The organism is Nocardia aobensis NBRC 100429 (assembly GCF_000308375.1).
GTDB classification, from domain to species: Bacteria; Actinomycetota; Actinomycetes; order Mycobacteriales; family Mycobacteriaceae; genus Nocardia; species Nocardia aobensis.
In genome coordinates this window covers 1-21,798 of record NZ_BAFQ01000139.1, presented here as the reverse complement: position 1 = coordinate 21,798, position 21,798 = coordinate 1, and the positions used below count along the sequence as shown (strand labels likewise).

Sequence of the window (21,798 nt, the reverse complement as noted above, 5' to 3'; positions counted from 1 at the left end):
AAGAGCTCGAGTGCGGTTGAGGTCAAGTGCCGCGCCGTCCGGTCAGCCGGCCACTTTCGTGAGGTGAATGTGGGTGACGTTGTCGCCCGGCCGGGCGGGGGAGACGGTGTAGCCGGGGAGGTCGCCGAGGTCGTCGTAGAGGCGTTCGCCGGTGCCGAGAAGGGTGGGGACGAGGGCCAGGTGGAGGTCGTCGACGAGGCCGGCGCGGAGGAAGCGGCGGACGGTCGCGGCTCCGCCACCGAGACGGACGTCCTTGCCGCCGGCCGCGGAGAAGGCTTGTTCCAGAACGTTTTCGGACGTGTCGTCGACGAAGTGGAAGGTGGTGCCGCCGTCCATCTCCAGTGCCGGGCGCGGGTGGTGGGTGAGCACGAAGACCGGGTGGTGGTAGGGCGGATTGGAACCCCACCAGCCGGTCCAGGAATCGTCGGGCCATTCCCCGCGCACGGGCCCGAACATGTTGCGGCCCATGATGGTCGCGCCGATATTCGCTTCACCGGCGGCGAGGTGTTCGTCGTCGATTCCGGTGCTGCCGCCCTCTCGGCCGATCATCCGCCGGCCGAAGCGGGTCGCGAAAACCCATTCGTGCAGGCGCTCACCGCCGACACCGAGCGGATGATCGGGACCTTGGTCGGGACCCGCGACGTACCCGTCCAGCGAGATCGAGAAATTGTGGACGCGGAGACGGGGCATGGCGGGTCCTCTCACAGAGTGCTTGCTGTTTGCAATTACTCAGCACTCTAACCGTGGTGCTTGCCGATTGCAATCAGTTGTCTATGCCGTGTGCTGTCCCGCCGACCAGGCGAATGCGGTCAGGCTGGGATCCAGCGGGGCCGCGGTGAGTCGATTGCCCAGTGTGGACAGCGTGTAGGTGCCGATACCCAGCACTACCTCGAGGGCTTGTTCGGGGGTGTAGCCGTGGGACAGGAAATCGCTCGCGCGCTCGTCGGGGACGTCGCCGGCGGTGTCGACGACGGTGAGCGTGAACTCCTGGAGCGCGGCCAGGCGGGGGTCGGGGAGAGGGCGCTGTTCGCGCAGCGCGGCGATCAGTTCCGGGTCCGCGCCGATCGCGGTCAGCTTCGCGGTGTGCATGGCGACGCACAGGTGGCATTCGTTGCGGGTGGCCATCGTCATGACCAGTACTTCGCGCGACAGTTCGTCGAGTGTGCCGCCTTCGAACAGGGCGTTGAGTTTCATGAAGCCGTCGAGCAGTCGGGGTGACGTCGCCATCTTCGCCACCGCGGCCGGGAGGTAGCCGAGGTGTGCGGCGCTCGCGGTCATGGTGCGACGGGCTTCGGCGGGTGCGGAGTCAAGGGTGTGGGTGGGGAAATGCATGGGGCGATCCGTTCGAGTTAGACAACCAAGTTGTCTAAACAGTAAACTTGGTTGTCGAATAGGGCAAGCCTGGGACCGGTGGAGTGAAGCTGGTCAGCCCCCGAACCACCCCGCGACATCGAGCCGGAACGATTCCGGCGGGACCATCGTGCGCAACGCGGACTCCATATCCCGCACGCGCTGGGCGCCGAGCTCTGTGACCCAGCGGCGTCGCAGCCGCTCGAAGATCTCGGCCGACCGCCGGAGTGCGTCGATCCCGTGCGGGGTCAGACGGACGATCTTGCGCCGGGCGTCCTCGGGATCCTCGACCCGTTCGGCATAGCCCAGCGCGGTCAGCCGCTCGACCGTCTTACCCGCCGCCTGTTTGGATACGCCCAGCTTGCGGCCGATATCGCTGGCCGTCGCGCCCTGCACGCCGATCGCCTGCATCGCGAATCCGTGGGCCGGGCGCATGTCGGGATGTCCGTGCTGCGCCAATTCGGCGTGCAATTCGTCGATGAGCGAGCGGAACCCCGCGAACAGCAGCAACGGCAGCTCGAATCCGGGGCTGTCGATCGGGGCCCTCCCGCGCTTTCCGACAACCATGTTGACGAGAGTAGTCCAGCGGCGGAGACGCATACCCCGACGCCGCCCGCGGGCGCGTATCACCGGTCGCGGCCGGTCCGGTGGTGTTCAATACACCTGGAGTGCTCGGAAACGAGCCCGCCTTGTTCTGTCGAATGCCCGGAGGCGCGATGACCACACGGCCACACCGGATTCCCGACCAACCTTCCGCGCCGCGCCGTCGTCGCGGCCTCGTGCATCGGCTCGCGCCGTGGCTGGCTCTCACCGCGATGCTGGCGGCGTGCAGTGGTCCCGGCGCTGATGTCACCGAATCACACACTCCCGCAACGGTTTCGACCGCTCCGCTGAGCTCGGTCGCCGTGGTCACGCACGGCAGTCCGGGCGACGCGTTCTGGAATGTGGTGAAGAACGGTGCCGAGGCGGCCGGGAAGGATCTGGGAATCCGGGTCGACTACAACTCCTCGGGCGACCCGGGGGAGCAGGCCAAGCTGGTGGACAACGCGGTCGCGCAGCATGTGGACGGACTCGTGGTGTCGATGGCCAATCCGCAGGCGCTGCGCCAGTCCATCGAGCATGCCGTCGCGGCGGGGATCCCGGTCGTCACGATCAATTCCGGTGAAGCCGACAGCGCGGCCGCCGGCGCGATCGGGCACGTCGGGCAGAGTGAGCGCCAAGCCGGGACGGCCGCCGGTAAACGCCTGCGCGACGCCGGCAAAACCAGGATGCTCTGCGTCATTCACGAGGCCGGCAATATCGGCGCCAACGACCGCTGCGCCGGCGCGATCGACGGATTCGGTGGCAACGCCACCACGCTGCAGGTCGACATCAACAATCCGGCCGATGCGCAGTCGCGGATCAAGGGAGCTCTGGAGGCGGATCGCTCGATCGACGCCGTGCTGACCCTCAATTCGCAGATCGCCGCCCGCGCCGTCGACGGGGTTCGCGAATCCCACTCCCGCGCCGCCGTCGCCACATTCGATCTCAATCCCGATGTGGTGGATGCGATTCGGGCCGGAACCCTGCTGTTCGCGGTCGACCAGCAGCAGTACGAACAGGGATATCTGCCGGTGGTGATGCTGCAGCTGTATCGGCGCAATCTCAACACGGTCGGTGGCGGGATGCCGGTGCAGACCGGGCCGGCCTTCGTGGACAAGAACAACGTCGATGCCATCGCCGCCCTGGTGGCGCAGGGCACGCGCTGAGCAGGGAGCTGTCATGACCGACACCGCAACGGTTTCCGAATCCACCGCACCCGCCGCGATCGGGCCGTCACTCCTGAACCGGCTGATCGTCCGGCCCGAGATCGGCGCCGGTCTGGGCGCGCTGGTGGTCTTCGTCTTCTTCGCCGTGATCACCGACCAGTTCCTCAGCCCACTCGGGGTGGCCACCTGGCTCGACGACGCCTCGACGCTCGGCATCATGGCCGTCGCGGTGGCACTGCTGATGATCGGCGGCGAATTCGACCTGTCCGCGGGCGTGATGACCGCGTCGACGGCGTTGGTGACCGCCATGCTCGCGGTGCACGCCGGATGGAACGTGTGGTTCGCGCTGGGCGTCTCGCTGCTCTTCGCCCTCTCGGTCGGCGCGCTGAACGGCTGGCTGGTCATGCGGACGGGCCTGCCCAGCTTCATCGTCACGCTGGGCACATTCCTGGCTCTGCAAGGTCTCAATCTCGGCGTCACACGGCTGGTCACCGGGACCGTGCAGGTGTCGGGTATCCGGTCGGCGCCCGGATATGCCTCGGCCGGTTGGGTTTTCGCGGCGACGACGAATCTCGGCGACGCCCGCATCCAGGCCTCGGTGCTGTGGTGGATCGCGGTCACCGCGGTGGCGACGCTCGTGCTGGTGCGCACCCGCTTCGGCAACTGGATCTACGCGGTAGGCGGTTCGCTGCCCAGTGCTCGTGCCGTCGGCGTACCGGCGGCACGGACCAAGATCCTGCTGTTCATGGGCACCGCCTTCGCGGGCTGGATCGTCGGCTCCTGCAATCTGCTGCGGTTCGCGAGCGTGCAGGCGAATCAGGGGGTGGGACTGGAATTTCAGTACATCATCGCCGCGGTCGTCGGCGGTTGCCTGCTCACCGGCGGATTCGGATCCGTGCTGGGCGCGGCCATCGGCGCGCTGATCTTCGGTATGGCCCGGCAGGGCATCGTGTTCGCACGCTGGGACAGCGACTGGTTCATGCTGTTCCTCGGTGTGTTGCTGCTGGCCGCGGTACTGGTCAACAACGCGTTCGCCAAACGCGCGGAAAGGTTGCGCCGATGACCACTCGACACAGCGACACCGAACAGCCGGCCTCCGCGCCGCTGATCGAGACGGTCGGTATCGGGAAAAGCTACGGCGGCGTCGTCGCCCTCGCCGACATCTCGATGGTCGTCCGAGCGGGGGAGGTCACCTGCGTGCTCGGCGACAACGGCGCCGGCAAGTCGACACTGATCAAGATCCTCGCCGGCGTTCACCGCCACGATGCCGGTGAACTGCGCATCGACGGTGCACCGACCCGGTTCTCCTCGCCACGCGAGGCATTGGACCGCGGTATCGCCACCGTCTACCAGGATCTGGCGGTCGTACCGCTGATGAGTGTGTGGCGCAATTTCGTCCTCGGCTCGGAACCGACCAGGGGCGCCGGACCCTTGCGCCTGCTGGACCGTGCGACCGCGCGCGACATCACGCGGACGGCGTTGTCGGACATGGGAATCGAGATCCGCGATCTGGAACAGCCCGTAGGCACGCTGTCGGGTGGGCAGCGGCAGTGTGTCGCTATCGCCCGCGCGGTCCACTACGGCGCGAAGGTCCTCATTCTCGACGAACCGACCGCCGCGCTCGGCGTCAAACAGTCCGGCGTGGTGCTGCGTTACGTCGCGCAGGCCCGGGATCGCGGTCTCGGAGTCGTGCTGATCACGCACAATCCGCATCACGCCTACCCCGTCGGCGACCGATTCCTGCTGCTACGGCGGGGCCGCGCACTCGGCGGCTACGACAAGTCGCAGATCGATCTTCCCGAGCTCACCCGGCAGATGGCCGGCGGCGCGGAACTGGAAGCGCTGCAACATGAATTGCGTCGCCCGCCGCCCGAGTGAACGCCACCGCGCGGGACGACCGCCAGCGCTGGACTGGCGGTGGGGCTCCGGTTACCCTCTGCCTGCCCCGACATCGAGAAGTGAGTGAGAAGCGTAGTTGAACGGCACGGTGAAGTGGTTCGACAGTGAGAAAGGCTTCGGTTTCATAATTCCGGATGGCGGCGGAGCCGACGTTTTCGTCGAATACACCGAGGTTCACGGCGACGGTTTCCGCCGATTGGTCCAGGGCCAGCGGGTCGAGTTCGACGTACGCCATACCAAGGCGGGCCCGGAAGCCAAGGGCGTCCGAATCGAGCCGATGCGCCGACTGTGGCCCGACCCACACGAACTGTGACCTGTCGGGCAGATCACTTTTCCCGAAATCGGGCTAACGCGCCTTTCTGGGCCCTCGATATGTTGATCGTCAGTTTGTACGACTGAATTGAAACAACGAAGAGGTATTTATGATCCCCGTTATCATCGACACCGGTAGTGCTGCTGTGAACGGCCTGTTCGACACCCTGGGTGCGGCCTTCCACGGCCTGGTCAACACCCTGTGGACCGGCTCTTTCGGTGGCTGATCGCTGATTTCGGTCGCTCGACGCGACCTCGGGTCGACCCCGGACCGCGGTGTCCGGGGTCGACCCATTTGTACGGCCGAACGACCCGCCGGCGCGATTCCGGGCACCCGTGGCGGCGCGACGAGCGGCGTGGTCCGAGTTATCACGGGACAATCACGGCGACACCGCTGGATAAGCAGGATTTTCGGTTCGCGCGTGGTTTCCAGCCCGCGGGAGGACCGCTGTGGTGGCGCGAGGACGCGGTCCATGGCAGGCTTGAACACCGAGAACGGGCCGACCGTGAAGTTGGTCGGCCCGGCTCGTCTACAGAAGGTATGAAATGGCGCAAGGCGTAGTGAAGTGGTTCAACAGCGAGAAGGGCTTCGGGTTCATCGCTCAGGACGACGGTGGTCCCGATGTGTTCGTGCACTACTCGGCTGTGAGCGGTAGTGGATTCCGGTCCCTCGACGAGGGGCAGCGCGTGGAGTTCGAGATCGGGCAGGGCCAGAAGGGTCCGCAGGCTCAGAACGTCAGCGTTATCTGATCGAGTCCGCTGACTGCGCGCCACTTTACGTAGCGTGAACTGTCCGCGACTTATAGTGGGGCCCCGCATCTTTCGAGATGCGGGGCCCTTCCGCGTCCGGACCCGCATGCGGTGCGGCGGAGGTTCGGCCGCGGTGTGAGGGCGCCTGCCTACCGGGCGGTACACCGGCGCCGAAGCGCGACCATTAAGCTGGTCCGCGGTAAATGCCGACCTCTTTCCCCAGGAGTGCCCCACAGTGAGCCAAAATGGCCGTCCTGTTGTTCTGATCGCCGACAAGCTCGCCCAGTCGACCGTCGATGCGCTCGGTGACGGTGTCGAGGTTCGCTGGGTCGACGGCCCCAATCGACCCGAGCTGCTGGCCGCCGTGCCCGAGGCCGACGCGCTGCTGGTCCGTTCGGCCACCACCGTCGACGCCGAGGTGCTCGAGGCCGGTAAGAACCTCAAGATCGTCGCCCGCGCCGGCGTCGGCCTCGACAACGTCGACGTGCCCGCGGCCACCGAGCGCGGTGTCATGGTCGTCAACGCGCCGACCTCCAACATCCACACCGCTGCCGAGCATGCCGTCACCCTGCTGCTCTCGGCCGCCCGCCAGATCCCGGCCGCCGACGCCACCCTGCGCGAGCACACCTGGCAGCGCAGCAAGTTCAACGGTGTCGAGATCTTCGGCAAGACCGTCGGCGTCATCGGCCTGGGCCGCATCGGCCAGCTGTTCGCACAGCGCCTCGCCGCCTTCGAGACCAAGGTCATCGCCTACGACCCCTACACCTCCCCGGCCCGCGCCGCCCAGCTGGGCATCGAGCTGCTGAGCCTGGACGAGGTGCTCGAGCGCGCCGACTTCATCTCCATTCACCTGCCCAAGACCCCCGAGACCAAGGGCATGCTGAACAAGGAGACCCTGGCCAAGACCAAGAAGGGCGTCATCATCGTCAACGCCGCCCGCGGCGGTCTGATCGATGAGCAGGCCCTGGCCGACGCCATCACCTCCGGCCACGTGCGCGCCGCCGGCATCGACGTGTTCGAGACCGAGCCGTCCACCGACAGCCCGCTGTTCGAGCTGCCGCAGGTCGTCGTCACCCCGCACCTGGGCGCCTCCACCGCCGAGGCCCAGGACCGCGCCGGCACCGATGTCGCCAAGTCGGTGCAGCTCGCCCTCGCCGGTGAGTTCGTGCCCGGTGCGGTGAACGTCGCCGGTGGCGCGGTGAGCGAAATCGTCGCGCCCTGGCTGGACATCGTCCGCAAGCAGGGTGTGCTGCTGGGCGCCCTCGCCGACGAGCTGCCGGTCTCCCTCGAGATCCAGGTGCGCGGCGAGTTGTCCTCGGAAGAGGTTGCGGTGCTGGAACTCTCGGCGCTGCGTGGCGTGTTCTCCGCGCATATCGAGGACGCGGTCACCTTCGTCAACGCCCCGTCGCTGGCCGAGGAGCGGGGCCTCGAGGCCTCCGTCACCACCCACAGCGAGAGCCCGACCCACCGCAGCCTGGTCGATCTGCGCGCCGTCTTCGGCGACGGCCGCACCCTGAACGTCGCCGGCACCCTGACCGAGCCCGCACAGGTCGAGAAGATCGTCAACATCAACGGCCGCAACTACGACATGCGTGCCGAGGGTCTCAACCTGGCGATCCTCAACTACGACGACCGTCCCGGCGCCCTGGGCAAGATCGGCACCAAGCTGGGCGAGGCGGCTATCGACATCAAGGCCGCGCAGCTGAGCCAGGACATCGACAAGGAAGGCGCGACGGTCATCCTGCGCGTCGAGGAGTCCGTCCCGGCCGATGTGCAGTCCGCGATCGCCGAGGCTGTCGACGCCGCGAAGGTCGTTCAGGTCGACCTGAGCTGAGATATTCCGGGCCGGAATCGGCTCGGCCGCAGTAGGTTACAGTGCGCGCGAATCCAACCGCCATGGTGCGGAGCAGGATTCGCGCGCATTGTGCGTTTTCGGAGAACAACCGGTTGCGTACCGGGCGACTCGGGGAACGAGCAAGGGCGGCGGGGGACAGCGGCGACACCGGACGCCTTTGTCCCGAGCCCGCATCGGGGGGTGCGCGAACGCGGCAGGTCGGAAGAATCGCAGCCGCTCGCAGGGCTCGCGGAACCGCGGCCGCGGTCGCGGTCCCGTCCCCGATCTCACTCATTGGGAGCGGCTCGCCCTGCTTACCGGGCTGATCCGGGGGACCGATAGTGTGGCGGTGTCGGCGATCCGGCCGGGCATTACGCCGCCGATCGACCGCCCTTGGCTGATTCGGCCGCATACGTGTTGCGAGCCGCGAGCAGGAACGAACGGAGCGTTGTCATATGAAGCTGGCTGTCATCGCCGGTGACGGTATCGGGCCCGAGGTCATCGCCGAGGCGCTCAAGGTACTCGACGTGGTCGTGCCCGGGGTCGAGAAGACCGAGTACGACCTGGGCGCCAAGCGCTACCACGCCACCGGCGAGGTGCTGCCGGAGTCGGTGCTGCCGGAGTTGAAGCAGCACGACGCCATCCTGCTGGGCGCGATCGGCGATCCGTCGGTCCCCAGCGGCCTGCTCGAGCGCGGTCTGCTGCTGCACACCCGCTTCGCGCTCGACCACCACGTGAACCTGCGTCCGTCGAAGCTGTACCCGGGCGTCACCAGCCCGTTGTCCGGTGACCCGGAAATCGATTTCGTCGTCGTGCGCGAGGGCACCGAGGGCCCCTACACCGGTACCGGTGGCGCGATCCGCGTGAACACCCCGCACGAGGTGGCCACCGAGGTCTCCACCAACACCCGATTCGGCATCGAGCGCGTGGTGCGCTACGCCTTCGACAAGGCCCAGCAGCGCCGCAAGCACCTCACGCTGGTCCACAAGACCAATGTGCTGAGCTTCGCCGGTTCGCTGTGGCAGCGCACCGTCACCGAGGTCGGCGCCGAATACCCCGAGGTCGAGGTCGCCTACCAGCACATCGACGCCGCGACCATCCACATGGTCAACGACCCGGGCCGCTTCGACGTGATCGTCACCGACAACCTGTTCGGCGACATCATCACCGACCTCGCCGCGGCGGTGTCCGGTGGCATCGGCCTGGCGGCCTCGGGCAACATCGACGCCTCCGGCACCAACCCGAGCATGTTCGAACCGGTCCACGGCAGCGCCCCCGATATCGCCGGCCAGTCCAAGGCCGACCCGACCGCCGCCATCCTCTCGGTCTCGCTGCTGCTGAACCACCTCGGCCGCTCCGAGGAAGCCGCCCGCATCGAAGCCGCGGTCGCCAAGGACCTCGCCGCCCGCACCGGCACCGCCTCCACGGTCGAAATCGGCGACCGGATCGCCGCGTCGATCTGAGTTTTCCAGCCGATCCCCCTGTCGCGTAAACAATTGCGCGACAGGGGGATCGTTCGTTTCGCCGAGCGGCCTTTTCAGGTTGTAGGTACAACCTCGAAAAACGTTGGCGGCGTGAGGTTTCCCCACGGTCGCGCTCCGTACTGTGACGGAAAGGGGTGCGGCCGTGGGGAAGCCGGGAGTCAGCGGTTGCGGGCGATCGGCACCATGGGGACGGCGGCCGCGGCGATGATCGCGGCGACCAGATAGGTCGCGGGGAAACCGGCGGCGGTGATGAGGGCGCCGAAAATCGGTGCGACAGCGGCGGATGCCAGGTTCTGGCCGGTGTTCTGGATGCCCAGACCGCGACCGCTCCAGTACGGACCGGCGATCTCGGCGACGGCGGTGAAGGCCAGGCCGTTGTCCGCCACGGTGATCACCGACGCGGCGAACAGGATCGGGATCGCCGCCCACCACCAGTGCAACCAGGCCGCACCGGCCAGGGCCGCCATCGAGACCACGGCCGCGATCGCCACGGTGTGCAACGGACGCAGGCGACTGCCGACGCGGTCGGACCAGATACCGGCGCCGATGCGCCCGGCGGCGCCCAGGATCTGGGTCGCGGTGACGATCGCCCCGGCCACCGGAAGCGACAACCCGGCGTCGCGATGCAGCCAGAGCAGCGCGAACGTCCACAGAGTGGCCTGCGGAATCACCAGCAGCACCGACACCGCGTGGATGCGCCACAGCGTGGAATCGCCCCGATACGGGTTGTCGGGATGCTCGCCGTTGCTCGCCGGCCGGGGCGGGTCGACGATTCCGATCAGACAGCCGATCGCCGCGACGCCCGCCATCGCCGCCGGAACCAGGATCGCCGTGGAAAACCCGTGTGCGGCAGCGACAGCCGGTATCGACATCGCCGCGATCGCGACACCCAGCGGCTGTGCGGTCTGCCGGATACCCATCGCCAGCCCGCGCTGATCGACCGGGAACCAGCCGACGATCACCCGGCCACTCGCGCCGTTGGTGCTGGCAGCGCCCATACCGGCCAGAAAGAGCAGCACACCCAGCGCGCCGTAATTGGTCACCGTCGCAGCAGCCACACCTGCCACACACATCACGACCGGACCGGCGACCAGAACCGAGCGCTCACCTACTCGGTCGACGATGTACCCCCAGGCGATCAGCGTGCACACCAGGCCGACCGTCGGCATCGCGACCAGCAGACCCGCTGTGGCCAAGGGCATTCCGCGATCGGTCAGCGCCGGCAACAGGAACGGGGTGCCGTGCACGATGACCGCGCTCGAGCTCTGGGCGAAGACTCCGAGGGCGAGCATGGTCCACCGCCGGGTCGTGCGCACATCTGTCGCGGTGGTCATCGCCCTCACCTCGAATCTCATATTTTGGGATCAGTGTCTTACTCTGTGAACAGGCTCTTACCGTACACCCAGGACGTGCCCGGTAGGCAACTCGAAATTCGTCACATCTGCCCGTCGCAGACCGGGTGGTCGGCCGTGTTCGGGCAGGTGGATAGACTCTTCGCCATGCGTCTAGGTCGTGTTGCCAGCCCCGATGGGGTCGCGTTCGTGAGTATCGAAACCGACGGTTCCGACGAGATCGCTCGTGAAATCGCCGAGCATCCGTTCGGTACCCCGACATTCACCGGCCGTACCTGGCCGCTGGCCGATGTGCGACTGCTGGCTCCCATTCTGGCCAGCAAGGTGGTGTGCGTCGGAAAGAACTACGCCGCGCACGCCGCGGAGATGGGCGGCCCCGCGCCGGAGGATCCCGTGATCTTCCTCAAGCCCAACACCGCCATCGTCGGACCGAACCTGCCGATCCTCTTGCCGCCCAATTCCTCTCAGGTCGAATACGAGGGCGAACTGGCGGTGGTGATCGGCCGCCCGTGCAAGGACGTGCCGGCCGCCCGGGCCGCCGACGTCATCCTCGGCTACACCGTCGCCAACGATGTCACCGCGCGTGACCAGCAGCGCCACGACGGGCAGTGGACGCGCGCCAAGGGCTACGACACCTTCTGCCCGCTCGGCCCCTGGATCGAAACCGAACTCGATCCGGGCGATCTCGAGATCACCACCGAACTCGACGGAGAGGTGCGCCAGCGCAGCCGGACTTCACTTCTGCTGCACGACATTCCGAAGGTGATCGAATGGGTCACCAGGGTGATGACATTGCTGCCCGGTGATGTCATTCTCACCGGAACGCCGGAAGGTGTAGGACCGATGACGGATGGGCAAACCGTATCCGTGACGGTTCAGGGCATCGGTACCCTTACCAATCCTGTTGCCGCCAAACGTTGATCGAGAGAAGGAATATGACTGACGTACGGGTCCGATTCTGCCCGTCACCCACCGGCACACCGCATGTCGGCCTGATCCGCACCGCGCTGTTCAACTGGGCGTTCGCTCGCCACCACGGCGGCACCTTCGTCTTCCGTATCGAAGATACCGATGCCGCACGCGATTCCGAGGAGTCGTACCACGCGATTCTGGACGCGTTGCGGTGGCTCGGACTGACCTGGGACGAGGGGCCGGAGGTCGGCGGGCCCTACGGTCCCTACCGTCAGTCGCAGCGGCGTGAGCTTCATCTCGATGTCGTCCAGAGGTTGCTGGCGGCCGGTGAGGCCTATGAATCCTTCTCCACCCCAGACGAAGTCGAGGCCCGTCACCGCGCCGCCGGACGCGATCCGAAGCTCGGCTACGACAACTTCGACCGCGATCTGACCCCCGAGCAGATCGCCGCCTACAAGGCCGAGGGCCGCCCGGCGGTGGTGCGGCTGCGGATGCCCGCCACCGATCTGGTGTGGAACGATCTGGTTCGCGGGGAGATCACTGCCAAGGCCGGGACGGTGCCCGATTTCGCGCTCACCCGCGGCACCGGAGATCCGCTCTATACGCTGGTGAATCCGGTCGACGACGCACTGATGAAAATCACACACGTGTTGCGCGGGGAAGATCTGCTTTCCTCCACCCCGCGCCAGCTTGCGTTGTATGCCGCTTTGCAGCGGATCGGGGTGGCGGAGTTCACCCCGGAGTTCGGCCATCTGCCCTTCGTGATGGGCCAGGGCAACAAGAAGTTGTCCAAACGTGATCCGGAGTCGAATCTCTTCGCGCATCGGGACCGCGGATTCATTCCTGAAGGTTTGCTGAATTACCTGGCTTTGCTCGGATGGAGCCTCACCGAGGACCGCGATGTCTTCTCGATGGCGGAGATGGTCGATGCGTTCGAGATATCGAAAGTAAATTCGAATCCGGCGCGCTTCGACCAGAAGAAGGCGGATGCGATCAACGCCGAACACATTCGTTTGCTGGATACCGGGGATTTCGCCCACAGGTTGCGGGAGTTCCTCACCGCACAGGGCCACATCGGCGCCGAAGTGGACGACGGAGTTTTCGCCGCGGCGGCCGAGTTGGTGCAGACCCGGATCGTGGTTCTCGGTGATGCGTGGGATCTATTGAAGTTTCTGTTCGTGCCCGCCGAGGAGTTTGCTGTCGACGAGGCCGCGGCGCAAAAGAATCTGGGCCCCGACGCGGCGCCGGTGGTGCAGGCCGCCGTCGCGGCGCTGGACGGTGTTTCCGAATGGACGCCACCCGTGCTCGAGGAGGCGCTGAAAAAGGCTCTGGTGGACGATCTGGGGCTCAAACCGCGTAAGGCCTTCGGTCCGGTACGGGTGGCGGTCACCGGATCGCACATCAGCCCGCCGCTGTACGAATCGCTGGAACTGCTCGGCCGCGAGGTGACCATGCAGCGGCTGCGGGCCGCGCTGGCGTAGTGGCGGCGCCGGGTGCTGGCCGAATCGGTCGCTGCGTCGGGCGGTCGCGGCTTCGTGACCGCCCGACGAGAGCCCGGCGGGCCGTACCGGCGCTGAAAAGTGGCTCTGACCAGACGATTTGTATATATCGGGGAGGGGTTTGGTACTCTTCTTCTCGGCCCGGAACGAGGGCCTCGAACCGGCAGGGGAGAGGCTGAAAGCCCAGGTCATTGGGGTATGGTGTAATTGGCAACACAGCTGATTCTGGTTCAGCCATTCTAGGTTCGAGTCCTGGTACCCCAGCGGAGAATGTTGATTCGCTTCGTTCGGTCGAGTCGGAACAGCATCCCCGGCGATTTGGTCGCCGGGTCTCGGCCGGTTAAGCTTGCCGAGCCTCCTCGATCGAAAGATCCACGGAGATCTCCCCTCGGGGAAGTCCTCTGGCCCCGTCGTCTAGCGGCCTAGGACGCCGCCCTCTCAAGGCGGTAGCGCGGGTTCAAATCCCGTCGGGGCTACATTCGAAAGCCCTCCAGCGCGAGCTGGAGGGCTTTTCTCGTTTCCGAGGTCTCTCGCCGGCGTGCGGTCAGTCCCGCACCGGCCAGGTGGATCCACCCGCCGGCATCGCGGGCATACCGAGCTTCCGATGATCCCAGCTGCGCACCCGTTCCGGCACCACGCGGATCGCGACGCGCTTGTTCAACATCGCCTCCACCATCGGGCGCAGCTCCTCGGTGTAGGGCCCGGTGTAGCGTTCCCAGACGCTGACGCCGACCTTGAACAGTGCCTCCGGGTCCTCGACGATCTCCGTGCGGCCCTCGATCGAGACCCCGCGCAACTGGTCGTAGGTGTCGCCCGCTTCGACCAGGACGGTGACGCGCGGATCGCGCCGCAGATTCACCGCCTTCTGCGACTTGCCCTTGGTCTCGAACCAGATCTCACCGTCGACCAAGCCGTACCACATCGCCGTGAGATGCGGCGTTCCGTTCTTGCCCAGGCTCGCCAGCGTCATAATGCGGCTGCGTTCCAGAAATTCGGTGATCTCCGTCTCGGACATCACGATCTGTGCGCGTTGGTTCACTCCCATGCGGTCACGATACTTTACGGCGTATGGCCGGCATCACAGCTCGGGATCGGGGTGATCAGAGTCGCTTGTGCAGGGCGTCGGCGGCGGCCACGAGGTCGGCGGCCCAGCGCGCACCCGGGCGCCGGCCCATGCGATCGATCGGGCCGGAAACCGAGACCGCGGCGATCACCTGGGACGACCCGTCGCGGACCGGTGCGGAGACACTGGCCACACCCGCGGACCGTTCGGCGGCGCTCTGCGCCCAGCCGCGGCGGCGGACCTCCGCCAGGGCGCGCTCGCCGAAGATCGCGTCGGCCAGGACACCGCGCTGCAGCTCCGGGTCGGCCCAGGCCAGCAGAACCTTCGCGGCCGATCCGGCGGTCAGCGGCAGGCGGGCGCCGACCGGGACGGTGTCGCGCAGGCCGGAGGTGGGTTCGAGAGCGGCCACGCAGATGCGGGAGTGCCCGTCGAGCCGGTAGAGCTGCACGCTCTCGCCGGTGATCTCGCGCAGCCGGGGCAGGATGACGGCGGCGGCGTCGAGCAGCGGGTCCTCGGCAGTGGTGGCCAGCTCCGACAACGCCGGGCCGGGCCGCCACGAGCCGGCGGCGTCGCGGGCCAGCATCCGATGGGTCTCCAGCCCCACGGCCAGTCGATGCGCGGTGGCCCGGGGCAGTCCGGTGCGGGTGCACAGCTCGTTGAGCCCACACGGTTGTTCGGCCACGGCGTAAAGCACGGCCATGGCTTTGTCGAGCACCCCGATACCGCTATGCTGTCTCATAGAACGATATTAGCGTCTCGCATAGTGAGATTGGCAAGTCTGATCGAACGATGTGAGAACGCACCTCCGGTGGACCTCTGACAGGGAGTCCACCTGCGAGTTCGCGGCCCGCCTCGATTTTGGACCGACGGAGCGAGGGAGCGCAGCGACTGAGCGGAGGAGGGAAAAATCGAGGCCCAGGGGGCCGCGAACCCGCGACGGCGAAGCCGTCGCAGATAACACAGAGAGGTGGTTGTCATGGCCGAACGGCCACGCACGCTGGCGGAGAAGGTCTGGGACCAGCATGTCGTCGCACGGGGTGCGGGGGAGGGTGCGCAGCGCGAACCCGATCTCATCTACATCGATCTGCACCTGGTGCACGAGGTCACGAGTCCGCAGGCCTTCGACGGGTTGCGGGCGGCGGGTCGTCCGGTGCGCCGGCCGGATCTGACCATCGCGACCGAGGACCACAACGTGCCGACGGTCGATATCGACAAGCCGATCGCGGATCCGATCTCACGCACCCAGGTGGAAACCCTGCGGCGCAATTGCGAGGAATTCGGCGTCCAGCTGTATCCCATGGGTGATATCGAACAGGGCATCGTGCACGTGGTCGGTCCGCAGCTGGGTTTGACGCAGCCGGGCATGACCGTGGTGTGTGGTGATTCGCACACCTCCACCCACGGCGCATTCGGCGCGCTGGCGATGGGTATCGGCACCAGCGAGGTCGAACATGTGATGGCGACGCAGACGTTGTCGCTGCGGCCGTTCAAGACCATGGCGATCAATATCGACGGCGAGTTGCCGCCCGGCGTCACGAGCAAGGACGTGATTCTGGCGGTCATCGCCAAGATCGGCACCGGCGGCGGGCAGGGCTATGTGCTCGAATACCGCGGCGAGGCCGTGCGCGCCATGTCCATGGAGGCGCGGATGACGATGTGCAACATGTCGATCGAGGCCGGCGCCCGGGCGGGCATGGTGGCCCCCGACGAGGTCACCTACGAATTCCTGAAGGGCCGCGAACATGCTCCGACCGGCGCGGACTGGGATGCGGCGGTGGCCGCCTGGGAGGCGCTGAAGACCGATCCGGACGCCACTTTCGACGCCGAGGTGCACCTGGACGCCTCGTCGTTGACGCCGTTCGTCACCTGGGGCACCAACCCCGGTCAGGGCGCCCCGCTGGGCGATGTGGTGCCGAATCCGGAGGATTTCGCCGACGAAAACGAGCGAGCGTCCGCCGAGAAGGCGCTGACTTATATGGATTTGGAGCCGGGTACTCCGCTTCGTGAGGTGTCCGTGGATACGGTTTTCGTGGGGTCGTGCACCAACGGCCGGATCGAGGATTTGCGGGCCGTGGCGGACGTTCTGAAGGGCCGCAAGGTGGCCGAGAGCGTGCGGATGTTGATCGTTCCGGGCTCGATGCGGGTGCGCGCCCAGGCCGAATCCGAGGGTTTGGGCGAGATTTTCACCGCCGCCGGCGCGGAATGGCGTCAGGCCGGCTGCTCGATGTGCCTGGGAATGAATCCGGATCAGCTTTCTCCCGGTCAGCGGTGTGCTTCGACATCGAACCGCAACTTCGAGGGGCGTCAGGGTAAAGGCGGCCGTACGCATCTGGTTTCGCCGCAGGTCGCGGCCGCGACGGCGGTGCGGGGCCGGTTGTCGGCGCCTGCGGATCTGAACTGACCGGCCGGAATTCACCTCAGGACTACAGGAGCAACTATGGAACCGTTCAAGGTGCACAAGGGGATCGGCGTGCCGTTGCGCCGGTCGAATGTCGATACCGACCAGATCATCCCGGCGGTCTATCTGAAACGGGTGACTCGAACGGGATTCGAGGACGGTCTGTTCGCCGCCTGGCGTTCGGATCCGGGCTTCATTCTCAACACCAGCCCGTTCGACCGGGGAAGTGTGTTGGTCGCGGGACCGGATTTCGGTACGGGATCGTCGCGAGAGCATGCGGTTTGGGCATTGATGGACTATGGCTTCCGGGTGGTGATCTCTTCCCGCTTCGCCGACATCTTCCGGGGCAACGCCGGTAAGGGCGGCTTGGTGGCCGCGCAGATGTCACAACATGATGTCGAATTGCTCTGGAAGTTGATCGAAGAACATCCCGGCCTGGAATTGATCGTCGATCTCGAGGCGCGCACTGTGGCCGCTGGAACCACCGTGTTGCCCTTCGATATTGACGACTACACCCGGTGGCGGCTGCTGGAAGGTCTGGACGACATCGGACTCACACTTCGGCAGGAAGAGGCCATCGAGCAGTTCGAAAAGGCAAGGCCGTCTTGGAAACCGACCACCATTCCAGCGGCTATTTCCGGGGACTGAACAGTCTCGAGTGTTAGCTGAGAGCAACCAATCGAGGTTGCTGTGCGTGTGCCACGCCACATGAAATTTGGCGTGGCACATAGACTCTTGCCCATTCAGGGTTTACCGTGGTACCTAGTCGGTCCGACGACGGGCCATTAGTCTGCGGAGGATTCAATGAACAAGGCGGAACTGATCGATGTTCTGACCGAGAAGTTGGGTACTGACAGGCGCACGGCCACTGCGGCAGTCGAGCACATTGTCGACACGATCGTGCGTGCGGTGAACAAGGGTCAGAGCGTCACAATCACCGGATTCGGTGTATTCGAACAGCGCAAGCGGGCGGCACGGGTGGCGCGTAATCCCCGAACCGGCGAGACGGTGAAGGTGAAGCCCACTTCGGTGCCCGCGTTCCGCCCGGGTGCGCAGTTCAAGGCGATCATCTCGGGCAAGCAGAAGATCGCGGCGGCCGGTCCGGCCGTGAAACGCGGTGTGGCAGCGCCGGTGTCGGGTGCGGCGAAGAAGAGCGCCGCCAAGAAGACCACGGCGAAGAAGACCGCCGCGAAGAAGACCACGGCCAAGAAGGCGGCTCCGGCCAAGAAGACGACCGCCAAGAAGGCAGCCGCGAAGGCGCCCGCGAAGAAGGTGACCGCGGCGAAGAAGACGACCGCGGCGAAGAAGAGCGCCGCCAAGAAGACCACGGCCACCAAGGCGACAGCCAAGAAGACGACCGCGGCGAAGAAGACGACCGCGGCCAAGACCGCGGCCAAGAAGGCGCCCGCCAAGAAGACCGCTGCCAAGCGCACGGCAACCAAGCGCACCACGCGGCGATAGCGAGTGACGCGACGACAATGACCCCGGTCCTTTCGGGCCGGGGTCATTGCGTTTCAGTGGGTACGCAGGTTTTCAGTGGGTACGCAGGGACCGATCGAGGTGATCGGCGGCGACCAGCCGTCCGTCGGCGACCGACAGCACCCACACGCTGCCCTTGCGGTTCCGGGCCGGCGGCAGGGTGAGACCGTCGTCGTCGGCCCAGCGTTGCAGCAGATCCGGAATGACCTTGCCCTGACTGCACACGAGCGGAACGACGTCGGGGGAGACCAGTTCCCGCAGCCGATCCACACCGGCTTGCGGTGCTGCGGCATAACCGCTTTCCGACAGCAGCGGCTCGCGGGCGATTTCGAGGCCGAGGGCGTCGGCGACCGGCGCGACGGTCTGTACGCACCGCAGCGGAGGCGCCGAGTACACCGCGCCCGGGCCGAAGGCGAGCAGATTCGGCGTCAGCACCTGAACCTGTGCGCGACCGGCCTTTTCCAGCGGCCGTTCGTCGTCGGGACCGGTGAATCGGTCGCGGCGGCCCGCTTTCGCATGCCGCACCAGCACCAGGGTCGCGGTATCCGGCGGCAGACGCAGGAAATTGCGGATGATGCGGCGATCCATCGGGTAGGACAGTTGATCCATCACCCGGTCCACCCGGTGCCAGCGCAGCTGGTCGACTTCGGAATTGGTGACGAACTCGCCGCCGACGGGAGTGGCCGCCCAATAGTCCACTCGTTTGAGTTTGCGATGTCCGGGCACCGGATATGTGACCCGACCGAGATAGCGCCCCAGACGGCAGTTCAGGCCGGTTTCTTCGGCCACTTCGCGCACGGCCGCGACCATCGGGGTTTCGCCCGGGTCGAGCTTTCCCTTGGGCAGGGACCAATCGTCGTATTTCGGCCGGTGTACGAGGGCCACCTCGACCGGTCCGCCGTCGCGGGGCCGCCGCCACACCACCGCGCCGGCGGCGATGATGTTGGCGGTCACCCGCGGATCCGAGATGGTGTCGCCCGAACTGCTCTCACCTGCATCCACCTTGCCGTCGCTCATCGACCCGCCGGTGTCGCCGAGGCGATCGAGGGCGGTGTCGCCGTCGTCCGGGGACCGATCGAAATCTCGTGTCGCCGAGGATTTCACTGCTGGTCCGGCCTCCGCAGTCGCATGAGGAACTCCTGGTGGTCACGCACCTGCACGCCGCGCCCCAGGGCCTCGGGGCTCGGCTGGGCCGCCCAGCTGCCGTCGGGCTGCAGCACCCAGCACCGGGTCGCGGGATCGAGTGCGGAATCGAACACCACCGCCAGCCGCTCGCGCAGCTTCGGATCCTTCACCTGCGCCATGACCTCCACGCGCCGGTCGAGATTGCGATGCATCATGTCGGCGCTGCCGATCCAGTACTCGTCCTGGGCCTGGAAATGCATGATGCGCGAATGTTCCAGGAACCGGCCGAGAATCGAGCGCACCTCGATGTTCTCGCTCATCCCGGGCACACCAGGGCGCAGCCCGCAGATGCCGCGCACCACGATCTGCACCGGCACCCCGGCCTGGGACGCGCGGTAGAGCGCGTCGATGATCTGCTCGTCGACGATCGCGTTGGCCTTGAGGCGAATTCGAGCCGGCACGCCCTGGGCGGCCAGTTCGGTCTCGCGCCGGATCCGTTCCACGATGCCCGAGCGCACGCTGCTCGGCGCGACCAGGAGGTTGCGGTAGTTGGCCTTTCGCGAATAGCCGGTCAGCGAGTTGAACAGGTCGGTGAGGTCGGCGCCGATTTCCGGTGCGGCGGTGAGCAGTCCGACGTCCTCGTAGAGCCGCGCGGTCTTCGGGTTGTAGTTACCGGTCCCGATATGGCAGTAGCGGCGGATGGTGGCCCCTTCGCGGCGCACCACCAGACAGGTCTTGCAGTGCGTCTTGAGGCCGATGAGGCCGTAGACCACGTGCACGCCCGCCTGTTCCAGGGCGCGTGCCCATTTGATGTTGGCCTGTTCGTCGAAGCGGGCCTTGATCTCGACCAGCGCGACGACCTGTTTACCGGCCTCGGCGGCATCGATGAGCGCGTTGACGATGGGAGAGTCGCCGGAGGTGCGGTAGAGGGTCTGTTTGATGGCCAGCACCTGCGGATCGGCCGCGGCTTGCTCGATGAAACGTTGCACGCTGGTGGAGAACGAATCGTAGGGGTGGTGCACCAGCACGTCGCCCTCACGCAGGGCGGCGAAAACGTTTCGTGGCGTTTCTCTTTCACCGAATGCCGGCGGGGTGGCCGGAACGTAGGGCGCGTCCTTGAGCAGCGGCCGGTCGACGCCGTAGACCTGCCACAGGCACGACAGGTCGAGCAGGCCGGGAACCTGGATCACATCGCCCGGGTCGACGTCGAGTTCGCGCAGCAGCAGCTCGAGCATGTGCTCGGTCATATCGTCGGAAACTTCCAGGCGCACCGGCGATCCGAAGCGGCGGCGGGCCAGTTCGCGTTCGAGGGCCTGCAGCAGATCCTCGTCGCGGTCCTCGTCGACCTCGAAGTCGGCGTTGCGCGTGATGCGGAACGAATGGTGTTCCACCACTTCCATTCCCGGGAAGAGCTGATCGAGGTGAGCGGCGATCAGATCTTCCATCGGCAGGAAGGCGGCCAGGCGGGGGACAGCGGCGATGTCGGAATCTCGGCGGGCGCCGGCGGTTTCGGTGAGGGTGCGGCGCACCCGGACGAAACGGTCGACGTTGTCGGGCACCTTCACGCGGGCGAAATGCTCCCCGCCGGTCTCGGAATCCTTCACCGTGACAGCCAGATTCAGGCTCAGGCCGCTGATGTAGGGGAACGGATGCGCGGGATCGACCGCGAGCGGGGTCAGCACCGGGAACACCTGGTCGAGGAAGTACCCCGACAGCCTCCGGCGTTCGTCGTCGTCCAGATCGGCCCAGCCGATGATGGCGATACCGTCCTCGGCCAGGGCGGGCCGCACCTGGTCGAGGAAGACCCGCGCATGCCGCCCGGCCAGTTCCTGGGTGCGTTCGGCGATGAGGGTGAGCTGTTCGGTGGGCGACAGGCCGTCGGCGGAGCGGACCGAGAGCCCGGCCTCGGCGCGGCGTTTGAGGCCGGCCACCCGCACCATGTAGAACTCGTCGAGGTTCGAGGAGAAGATGGCGAGGAATTTGGCGCGTTCCAGCAGCGGTTCGGAAGGGTCCTCGGCCAGGGCCAGCACGCGGGCGTTGAAATCCAGCCAGCTCAGTTCTCGATTGAGGTAGCGATCTGCGGGCAACTGTGTCGCGGCGGCCGTGGTGGGCGGTGGCGTGGCCGCCGGCGGGGCCGCCGGTAGCCGGGGCTGTTGCGGGACGGTCTCCGTTTCGCTCACGCTCACGATCATTCCTTACGGCTCGGGTGGTGTCGCGCTCGACACCACCGTGGTGCGGCCTCCCATAGAGGCCTGGCGATCATCTAGCACACATGTGACGGTGCGGCACACCTCCGAATGAGGTTCTCGTGAACACCTACCGGCCAGCCGATGTCGCGCAACAGCGCGGCGGTGGCCGTGCCGACCCCGAGCGACAGCGCACGGTCGAGATCCTCGGCGGTGTCGACGTCGAGTCGCAGACCGGGCCAGTGCCCGCCCAGTTCCACCGCACCGGATTCCCGGTGGCGGCGCGCGGAATCCGCCCCGAAGCGGGGCAGCAGGGCGGCGGCACCGCCCGCCGCCGACGGGGCGAGCGAATCCGCCGCGTGGGTGTGGCCGGCGGCGCGGACCAGCAGCGCCGCGGTGCCCCGGCC

20 protein-coding genes, 2 tRNA genes and 1 pseudogene are annotated in these 21,798 nt (G+C 66.7%); 14 read left to right on the top strand and 9 right to left on the bottom strand.

The window, feature by feature from the left end:
- Nucleotides 1-42: 42 nt before the first annotated feature.
- The 3 genes from RJ03_RS17695 to RJ03_RS17685 form a co-directional block, all read right to left on the bottom strand.
- Nucleotides 43-690 carry a dihydrofolate reductase family protein gene (locus RJ03_RS17695; protein ID WP_036503841.1) on the bottom strand — a complete coding sequence of 216 codons (648 nt, stop codon included), beginning with the start codon at nt 688-690 and terminating at the stop codon, nt 43-45.
- Between the two features lie 81 nt (nt 691-771).
- Complete coding sequence (locus RJ03_RS17690) at nt 772-1,332, bottom strand: carboxymuconolactone decarboxylase family protein (protein WP_036503839.1); 561 nt, start codon at nt 1,330-1,332, stop codon at nt 772-774.
- A gap of 93 nt (nt 1,333-1,425) precedes the next feature.
- A complete protein-coding gene (locus RJ03_RS17685; protein ID WP_036503838.1) occupies nt 1,426-1,917 on the bottom strand; it encodes a MarR family winged helix-turn-helix transcriptional regulator in 492 nt (163 codons plus the stop codon).
- Nucleotides 1,918-2,066: 149 nt separating this feature from the next.
- Here RJ03_RS17685 and RJ03_RS17680 point away from each other — a divergent pair, with 149 nt between their 5' ends.
- The 7 genes from RJ03_RS17680 to RJ03_RS17650 all read left to right on the top strand — a co-directional run bounded on the left by RJ03_RS17680 (nt 2,067) and on the right by RJ03_RS17650 (nt 9,356).
- Nucleotides 2,067-3,098, top strand: a complete 1,032-nt coding sequence (locus tag RJ03_RS17680; RefSeq protein ID WP_083870949.1) for a sugar ABC transporter substrate-binding protein — start codon at nt 2,067-2,069, stop codon at nt 3,096-3,098.
- A gap of 13 nt (nt 3,099-3,111) precedes the next feature.
- The gene (locus RJ03_RS17675) at nt 3,112-4,161 is read left to right on the top strand and encodes an ABC transporter permease (RefSeq protein ID WP_036503834.1); all 1,050 of its coding nucleotides are present in this window, start codon (nt 3,112-3,114) and stop codon (nt 4,159-4,161) included.
- Nucleotides 4,158-4,976: an ATP-binding cassette domain-containing protein gene (locus RJ03_RS17670; RefSeq protein WP_051024806.1), complete on the top strand. Its 819-nt coding sequence runs from the start codon at nt 4,158-4,160 to the stop codon at nt 4,974-4,976. The genes RJ03_RS17675 and RJ03_RS17670 overlap by 4 nt, the downstream gene beginning before the upstream one ends.
- A gap of 97 nt (nt 4,977-5,073) precedes the next feature.
- Entirely contained in the window at nt 5,074-5,310 is a 237-nt protein-coding gene (locus RJ03_RS17665) for a cold shock domain-containing protein (protein ID WP_036503825.1), read from the top strand.
- Between the two features lie 545 nt (nt 5,311-5,855).
- Entirely contained in the window at nt 5,856-6,059 is a 204-nt protein-coding gene (locus tag RJ03_RS17660) for a cold-shock protein (protein WP_025351824.1), read from the top strand.
- Nucleotides 6,060-6,294: 235 nt separating this feature from the next.
- On the top strand, nt 6,295-7,893 hold the full coding sequence (gene serA, locus RJ03_RS17655) for a phosphoglycerate dehydrogenase (RefSeq protein ID WP_036503822.1): 1,599 nt from the start codon (nt 6,295-6,297) through the stop codon (nt 7,891-7,893).
- 455 nt (nt 7,894-8,348) lie between these two features.
- Nucleotides 8,349-9,356, top strand: coding sequence for a 3-isopropylmalate dehydrogenase (locus RJ03_RS17650; protein WP_036503821.1), 1,008 nt, complete (start codon nt 8,349-8,351; stop codon nt 9,354-9,356).
- A gap of 179 nt (nt 9,357-9,535) precedes the next feature.
- Here the strand turns inward: RJ03_RS17650 and RJ03_RS17645 are convergent, their stop codons facing one another.
- On the bottom strand, nt 9,536-10,711 hold the full coding sequence (locus tag RJ03_RS17645) for an MFS transporter (RefSeq protein WP_036503818.1): 1,176 nt from the start codon (nt 10,709-10,711) through the stop codon (nt 9,536-9,538).
- A 165-nt stretch (nt 10,712-10,876) separates the two neighbouring features.
- On the opposite strand from RJ03_RS17645, the gene RJ03_RS17640 reads away from it, so the two are divergent.
- From RJ03_RS17640 to RJ03_RS17625, 4 genes are all read left to right on the top strand, one after another.
- On the top strand, nt 10,877-11,650 hold the full coding sequence (locus tag RJ03_RS17640; protein WP_036503906.1) for a fumarylacetoacetate hydrolase family protein: 774 nt from the start codon (nt 10,877-10,879) through the stop codon (nt 11,648-11,650).
- Between the two features lie 14 nt (nt 11,651-11,664).
- Entirely contained in the window at nt 11,665-13,122 is a 1,458-nt protein-coding gene (gltX, locus tag RJ03_RS17635; protein ID WP_036503817.1) for a glutamate--tRNA ligase, read from the top strand.
- A gap of 210 nt (nt 13,123-13,332) precedes the next feature.
- Nucleotides 13,333-13,404, top strand: a tRNA-Gln gene (locus RJ03_RS17630).
- Nucleotides 13,405-13,543: 139 nt separating this feature from the next.
- Nucleotides 13,544-13,616: transfer RNA gene (locus RJ03_RS17625), tRNA-Glu, on the top strand.
- 68 nt (nt 13,617-13,684) lie between these two features.
- Here RJ03_RS17625 and RJ03_RS17620 read toward each other — a convergent pair.
- Both RJ03_RS17620 and RJ03_RS17615 read right to left on the bottom strand, forming a co-directional pair.
- Nucleotides 13,685-14,185 (bottom strand): PPOX class F420-dependent oxidoreductase, encoded by a 501-nt coding sequence (locus tag RJ03_RS17620; protein WP_036503813.1) that lies wholly within the window; start codon nt 14,183-14,185, stop codon nt 13,685-13,687.
- A gap of 55 nt (nt 14,186-14,240) precedes the next feature.
- Nucleotides 14,241-14,942 (bottom strand): IclR family transcriptional regulator, encoded by a 702-nt coding sequence (locus RJ03_RS17615; protein WP_036503812.1) that lies wholly within the window; start codon nt 14,940-14,942, stop codon nt 14,241-14,243.
- A gap of 237 nt (nt 14,943-15,179) precedes the next feature.
- Between RJ03_RS17615 and leuC the strand changes: the two genes are divergently transcribed.
- The 3 genes from leuC (at nt 15,180) to RJ03_RS17600 (ending at nt 18,062) form a co-directional block, all read left to right on the top strand.
- Nucleotides 15,180-16,604, top strand: coding sequence for a 3-isopropylmalate dehydratase large subunit (gene leuC / locus RJ03_RS17610; protein WP_036503811.1), 1,425 nt, complete (start codon nt 15,180-15,182; stop codon nt 16,602-16,604).
- A 36-nt stretch (nt 16,605-16,640) separates the two neighbouring features.
- On the top strand, nt 16,641-17,249 hold the full coding sequence (gene leuD / locus RJ03_RS17605) for a 3-isopropylmalate dehydratase small subunit (protein WP_036503809.1): 609 nt from the start codon (nt 16,641-16,643) through the stop codon (nt 17,247-17,249).
- Between the two features lie 156 nt (nt 17,250-17,405).
- Nucleotides 17,406-18,062, top strand: a complete 657-nt coding sequence (locus RJ03_RS17600) for an HU family DNA-binding protein (protein WP_036503808.1) — start codon at nt 17,406-17,408, stop codon at nt 18,060-18,062.
- A 72-nt stretch (nt 18,063-18,134) separates the two neighbouring features.
- Here the strand turns inward: RJ03_RS17600 and RJ03_RS17595 are convergent, their stop codons facing one another.
- From RJ03_RS17595 to RJ03_RS38455, 3 genes and pseudogenes are all read right to left on the bottom strand, one after another.
- Nucleotides 18,135-19,097 carry an NUDIX hydrolase gene (locus RJ03_RS17595; RefSeq protein WP_083870978.1) on the bottom strand — a complete coding sequence of 321 codons (963 nt, stop codon included), beginning with the start codon at nt 19,095-19,097 and terminating at the stop codon, nt 18,135-18,137.
- An 83-nt stretch (nt 19,098-19,180) separates the two neighbouring features.
- Entirely contained in the window at nt 19,181-21,397 is a 2,217-nt protein-coding gene (locus tag RJ03_RS17590) for an RNA degradosome polyphosphate kinase (protein WP_036503806.1), read from the bottom strand.
- Nucleotides 21,398-21,468: 71 nt separating this feature from the next.
- Nucleotides 21,469-21,798: pseudogene (locus tag RJ03_RS38455) on the bottom strand (2-phospho-L-lactate guanylyltransferase); the annotation flags it as partial.

What these genes read in the sequence shown, in the direction of transcription:
- RJ03_RS17695 (WP_036503841.1), bottom strand. Translation starts at nt 690, where the DNA reads ATGCCCCGTCTCCGCGTCCACAATTTCTCGATCTCGCTGGACGGGTAC.
- RJ03_RS17690 (WP_036503839.1), bottom strand. Translation starts at nt 1,332, where the DNA reads ATGCATTTCCCCACCCACACCCTTGACTCCGCACCCGCCGAAGCCCGT.
- RJ03_RS17685 (WP_036503838.1), bottom strand. Translation starts at nt 1,917, where the DNA reads ATGGTTGTCGGAAAGCGCGGGAGGGCCCCGATCGACAGCCCCGGATTC.
- RJ03_RS17680 (WP_083870949.1), top strand. Translation starts at nt 2,067, where the DNA reads ATGACCACACGGCCACACCGGATTCCCGACCAACCTTCCGCGCCGCGC.
- RJ03_RS17675 (WP_036503834.1), top strand. Translation starts at nt 3,112, where the DNA reads ATGACCGACACCGCAACGGTTTCCGAATCCACCGCACCCGCCGCGATC.
- RJ03_RS17670 (WP_051024806.1), top strand. Translation starts at nt 4,158, where the DNA reads ATGACCACTCGACACAGCGACACCGAACAGCCGGCCTCCGCGCCGCTG.
- RJ03_RS17660 (WP_025351824.1), top strand. Translation starts at nt 5,856, where the DNA reads ATGGCGCAAGGCGTAGTGAAGTGGTTCAACAGCGAGAAGGGCTTCGGG.
- RJ03_RS17650 (WP_036503821.1), top strand. Translation starts at nt 8,349, where the DNA reads ATGAAGCTGGCTGTCATCGCCGGTGACGGTATCGGGCCCGAGGTCATC.
- RJ03_RS17645 (WP_036503818.1), bottom strand. Translation starts at nt 10,711, where the DNA reads ATGACCACCGCGACAGATGTGCGCACGACCCGGCGGTGGACCATGCTC.
- RJ03_RS17640 (WP_036503906.1), top strand. Translation starts at nt 10,877, where the DNA reads ATGCGTCTAGGTCGTGTTGCCAGCCCCGATGGGGTCGCGTTCGTGAGT.
- gltX (WP_036503817.1), top strand. Translation starts at nt 11,665, where the DNA reads ATGACTGACGTACGGGTCCGATTCTGCCCGTCACCCACCGGCACACCG.
- RJ03_RS17620 (WP_036503813.1), bottom strand. Translation starts at nt 14,185, where the DNA reads ATGGGAGTGAACCAACGCGCACAGATCGTGATGTCCGAGACGGAGATC.
- RJ03_RS17615 (WP_036503812.1), bottom strand. Translation starts at nt 14,942, where the DNA reads ATGAGACAGCATAGCGGTATCGGGGTGCTCGACAAAGCCATGGCCGTG.
- leuC (WP_036503811.1), top strand. Translation starts at nt 15,180, where the DNA reads ATGGCCGAACGGCCACGCACGCTGGCGGAGAAGGTCTGGGACCAGCAT.
- leuD (WP_036503809.1), top strand. Translation starts at nt 16,641, where the DNA reads ATGGAACCGTTCAAGGTGCACAAGGGGATCGGCGTGCCGTTGCGCCGG.
- RJ03_RS17600 (WP_036503808.1), top strand. Translation starts at nt 17,406, where the DNA reads ATGAACAAGGCGGAACTGATCGATGTTCTGACCGAGAAGTTGGGTACT.
- RJ03_RS17595 (WP_083870978.1), bottom strand. Translation starts at nt 19,097, where the DNA reads ATGAGCGACGGCAAGGTGGATGCAGGTGAGAGCAGTTCGGGCGACACC.
- RJ03_RS17590 (WP_036503806.1), bottom strand. Translation starts at nt 21,397, where the DNA reads ATGATCGTGAGCGTGAGCGAAACGGAGACCGTCCCGCAACAGCCCCGG.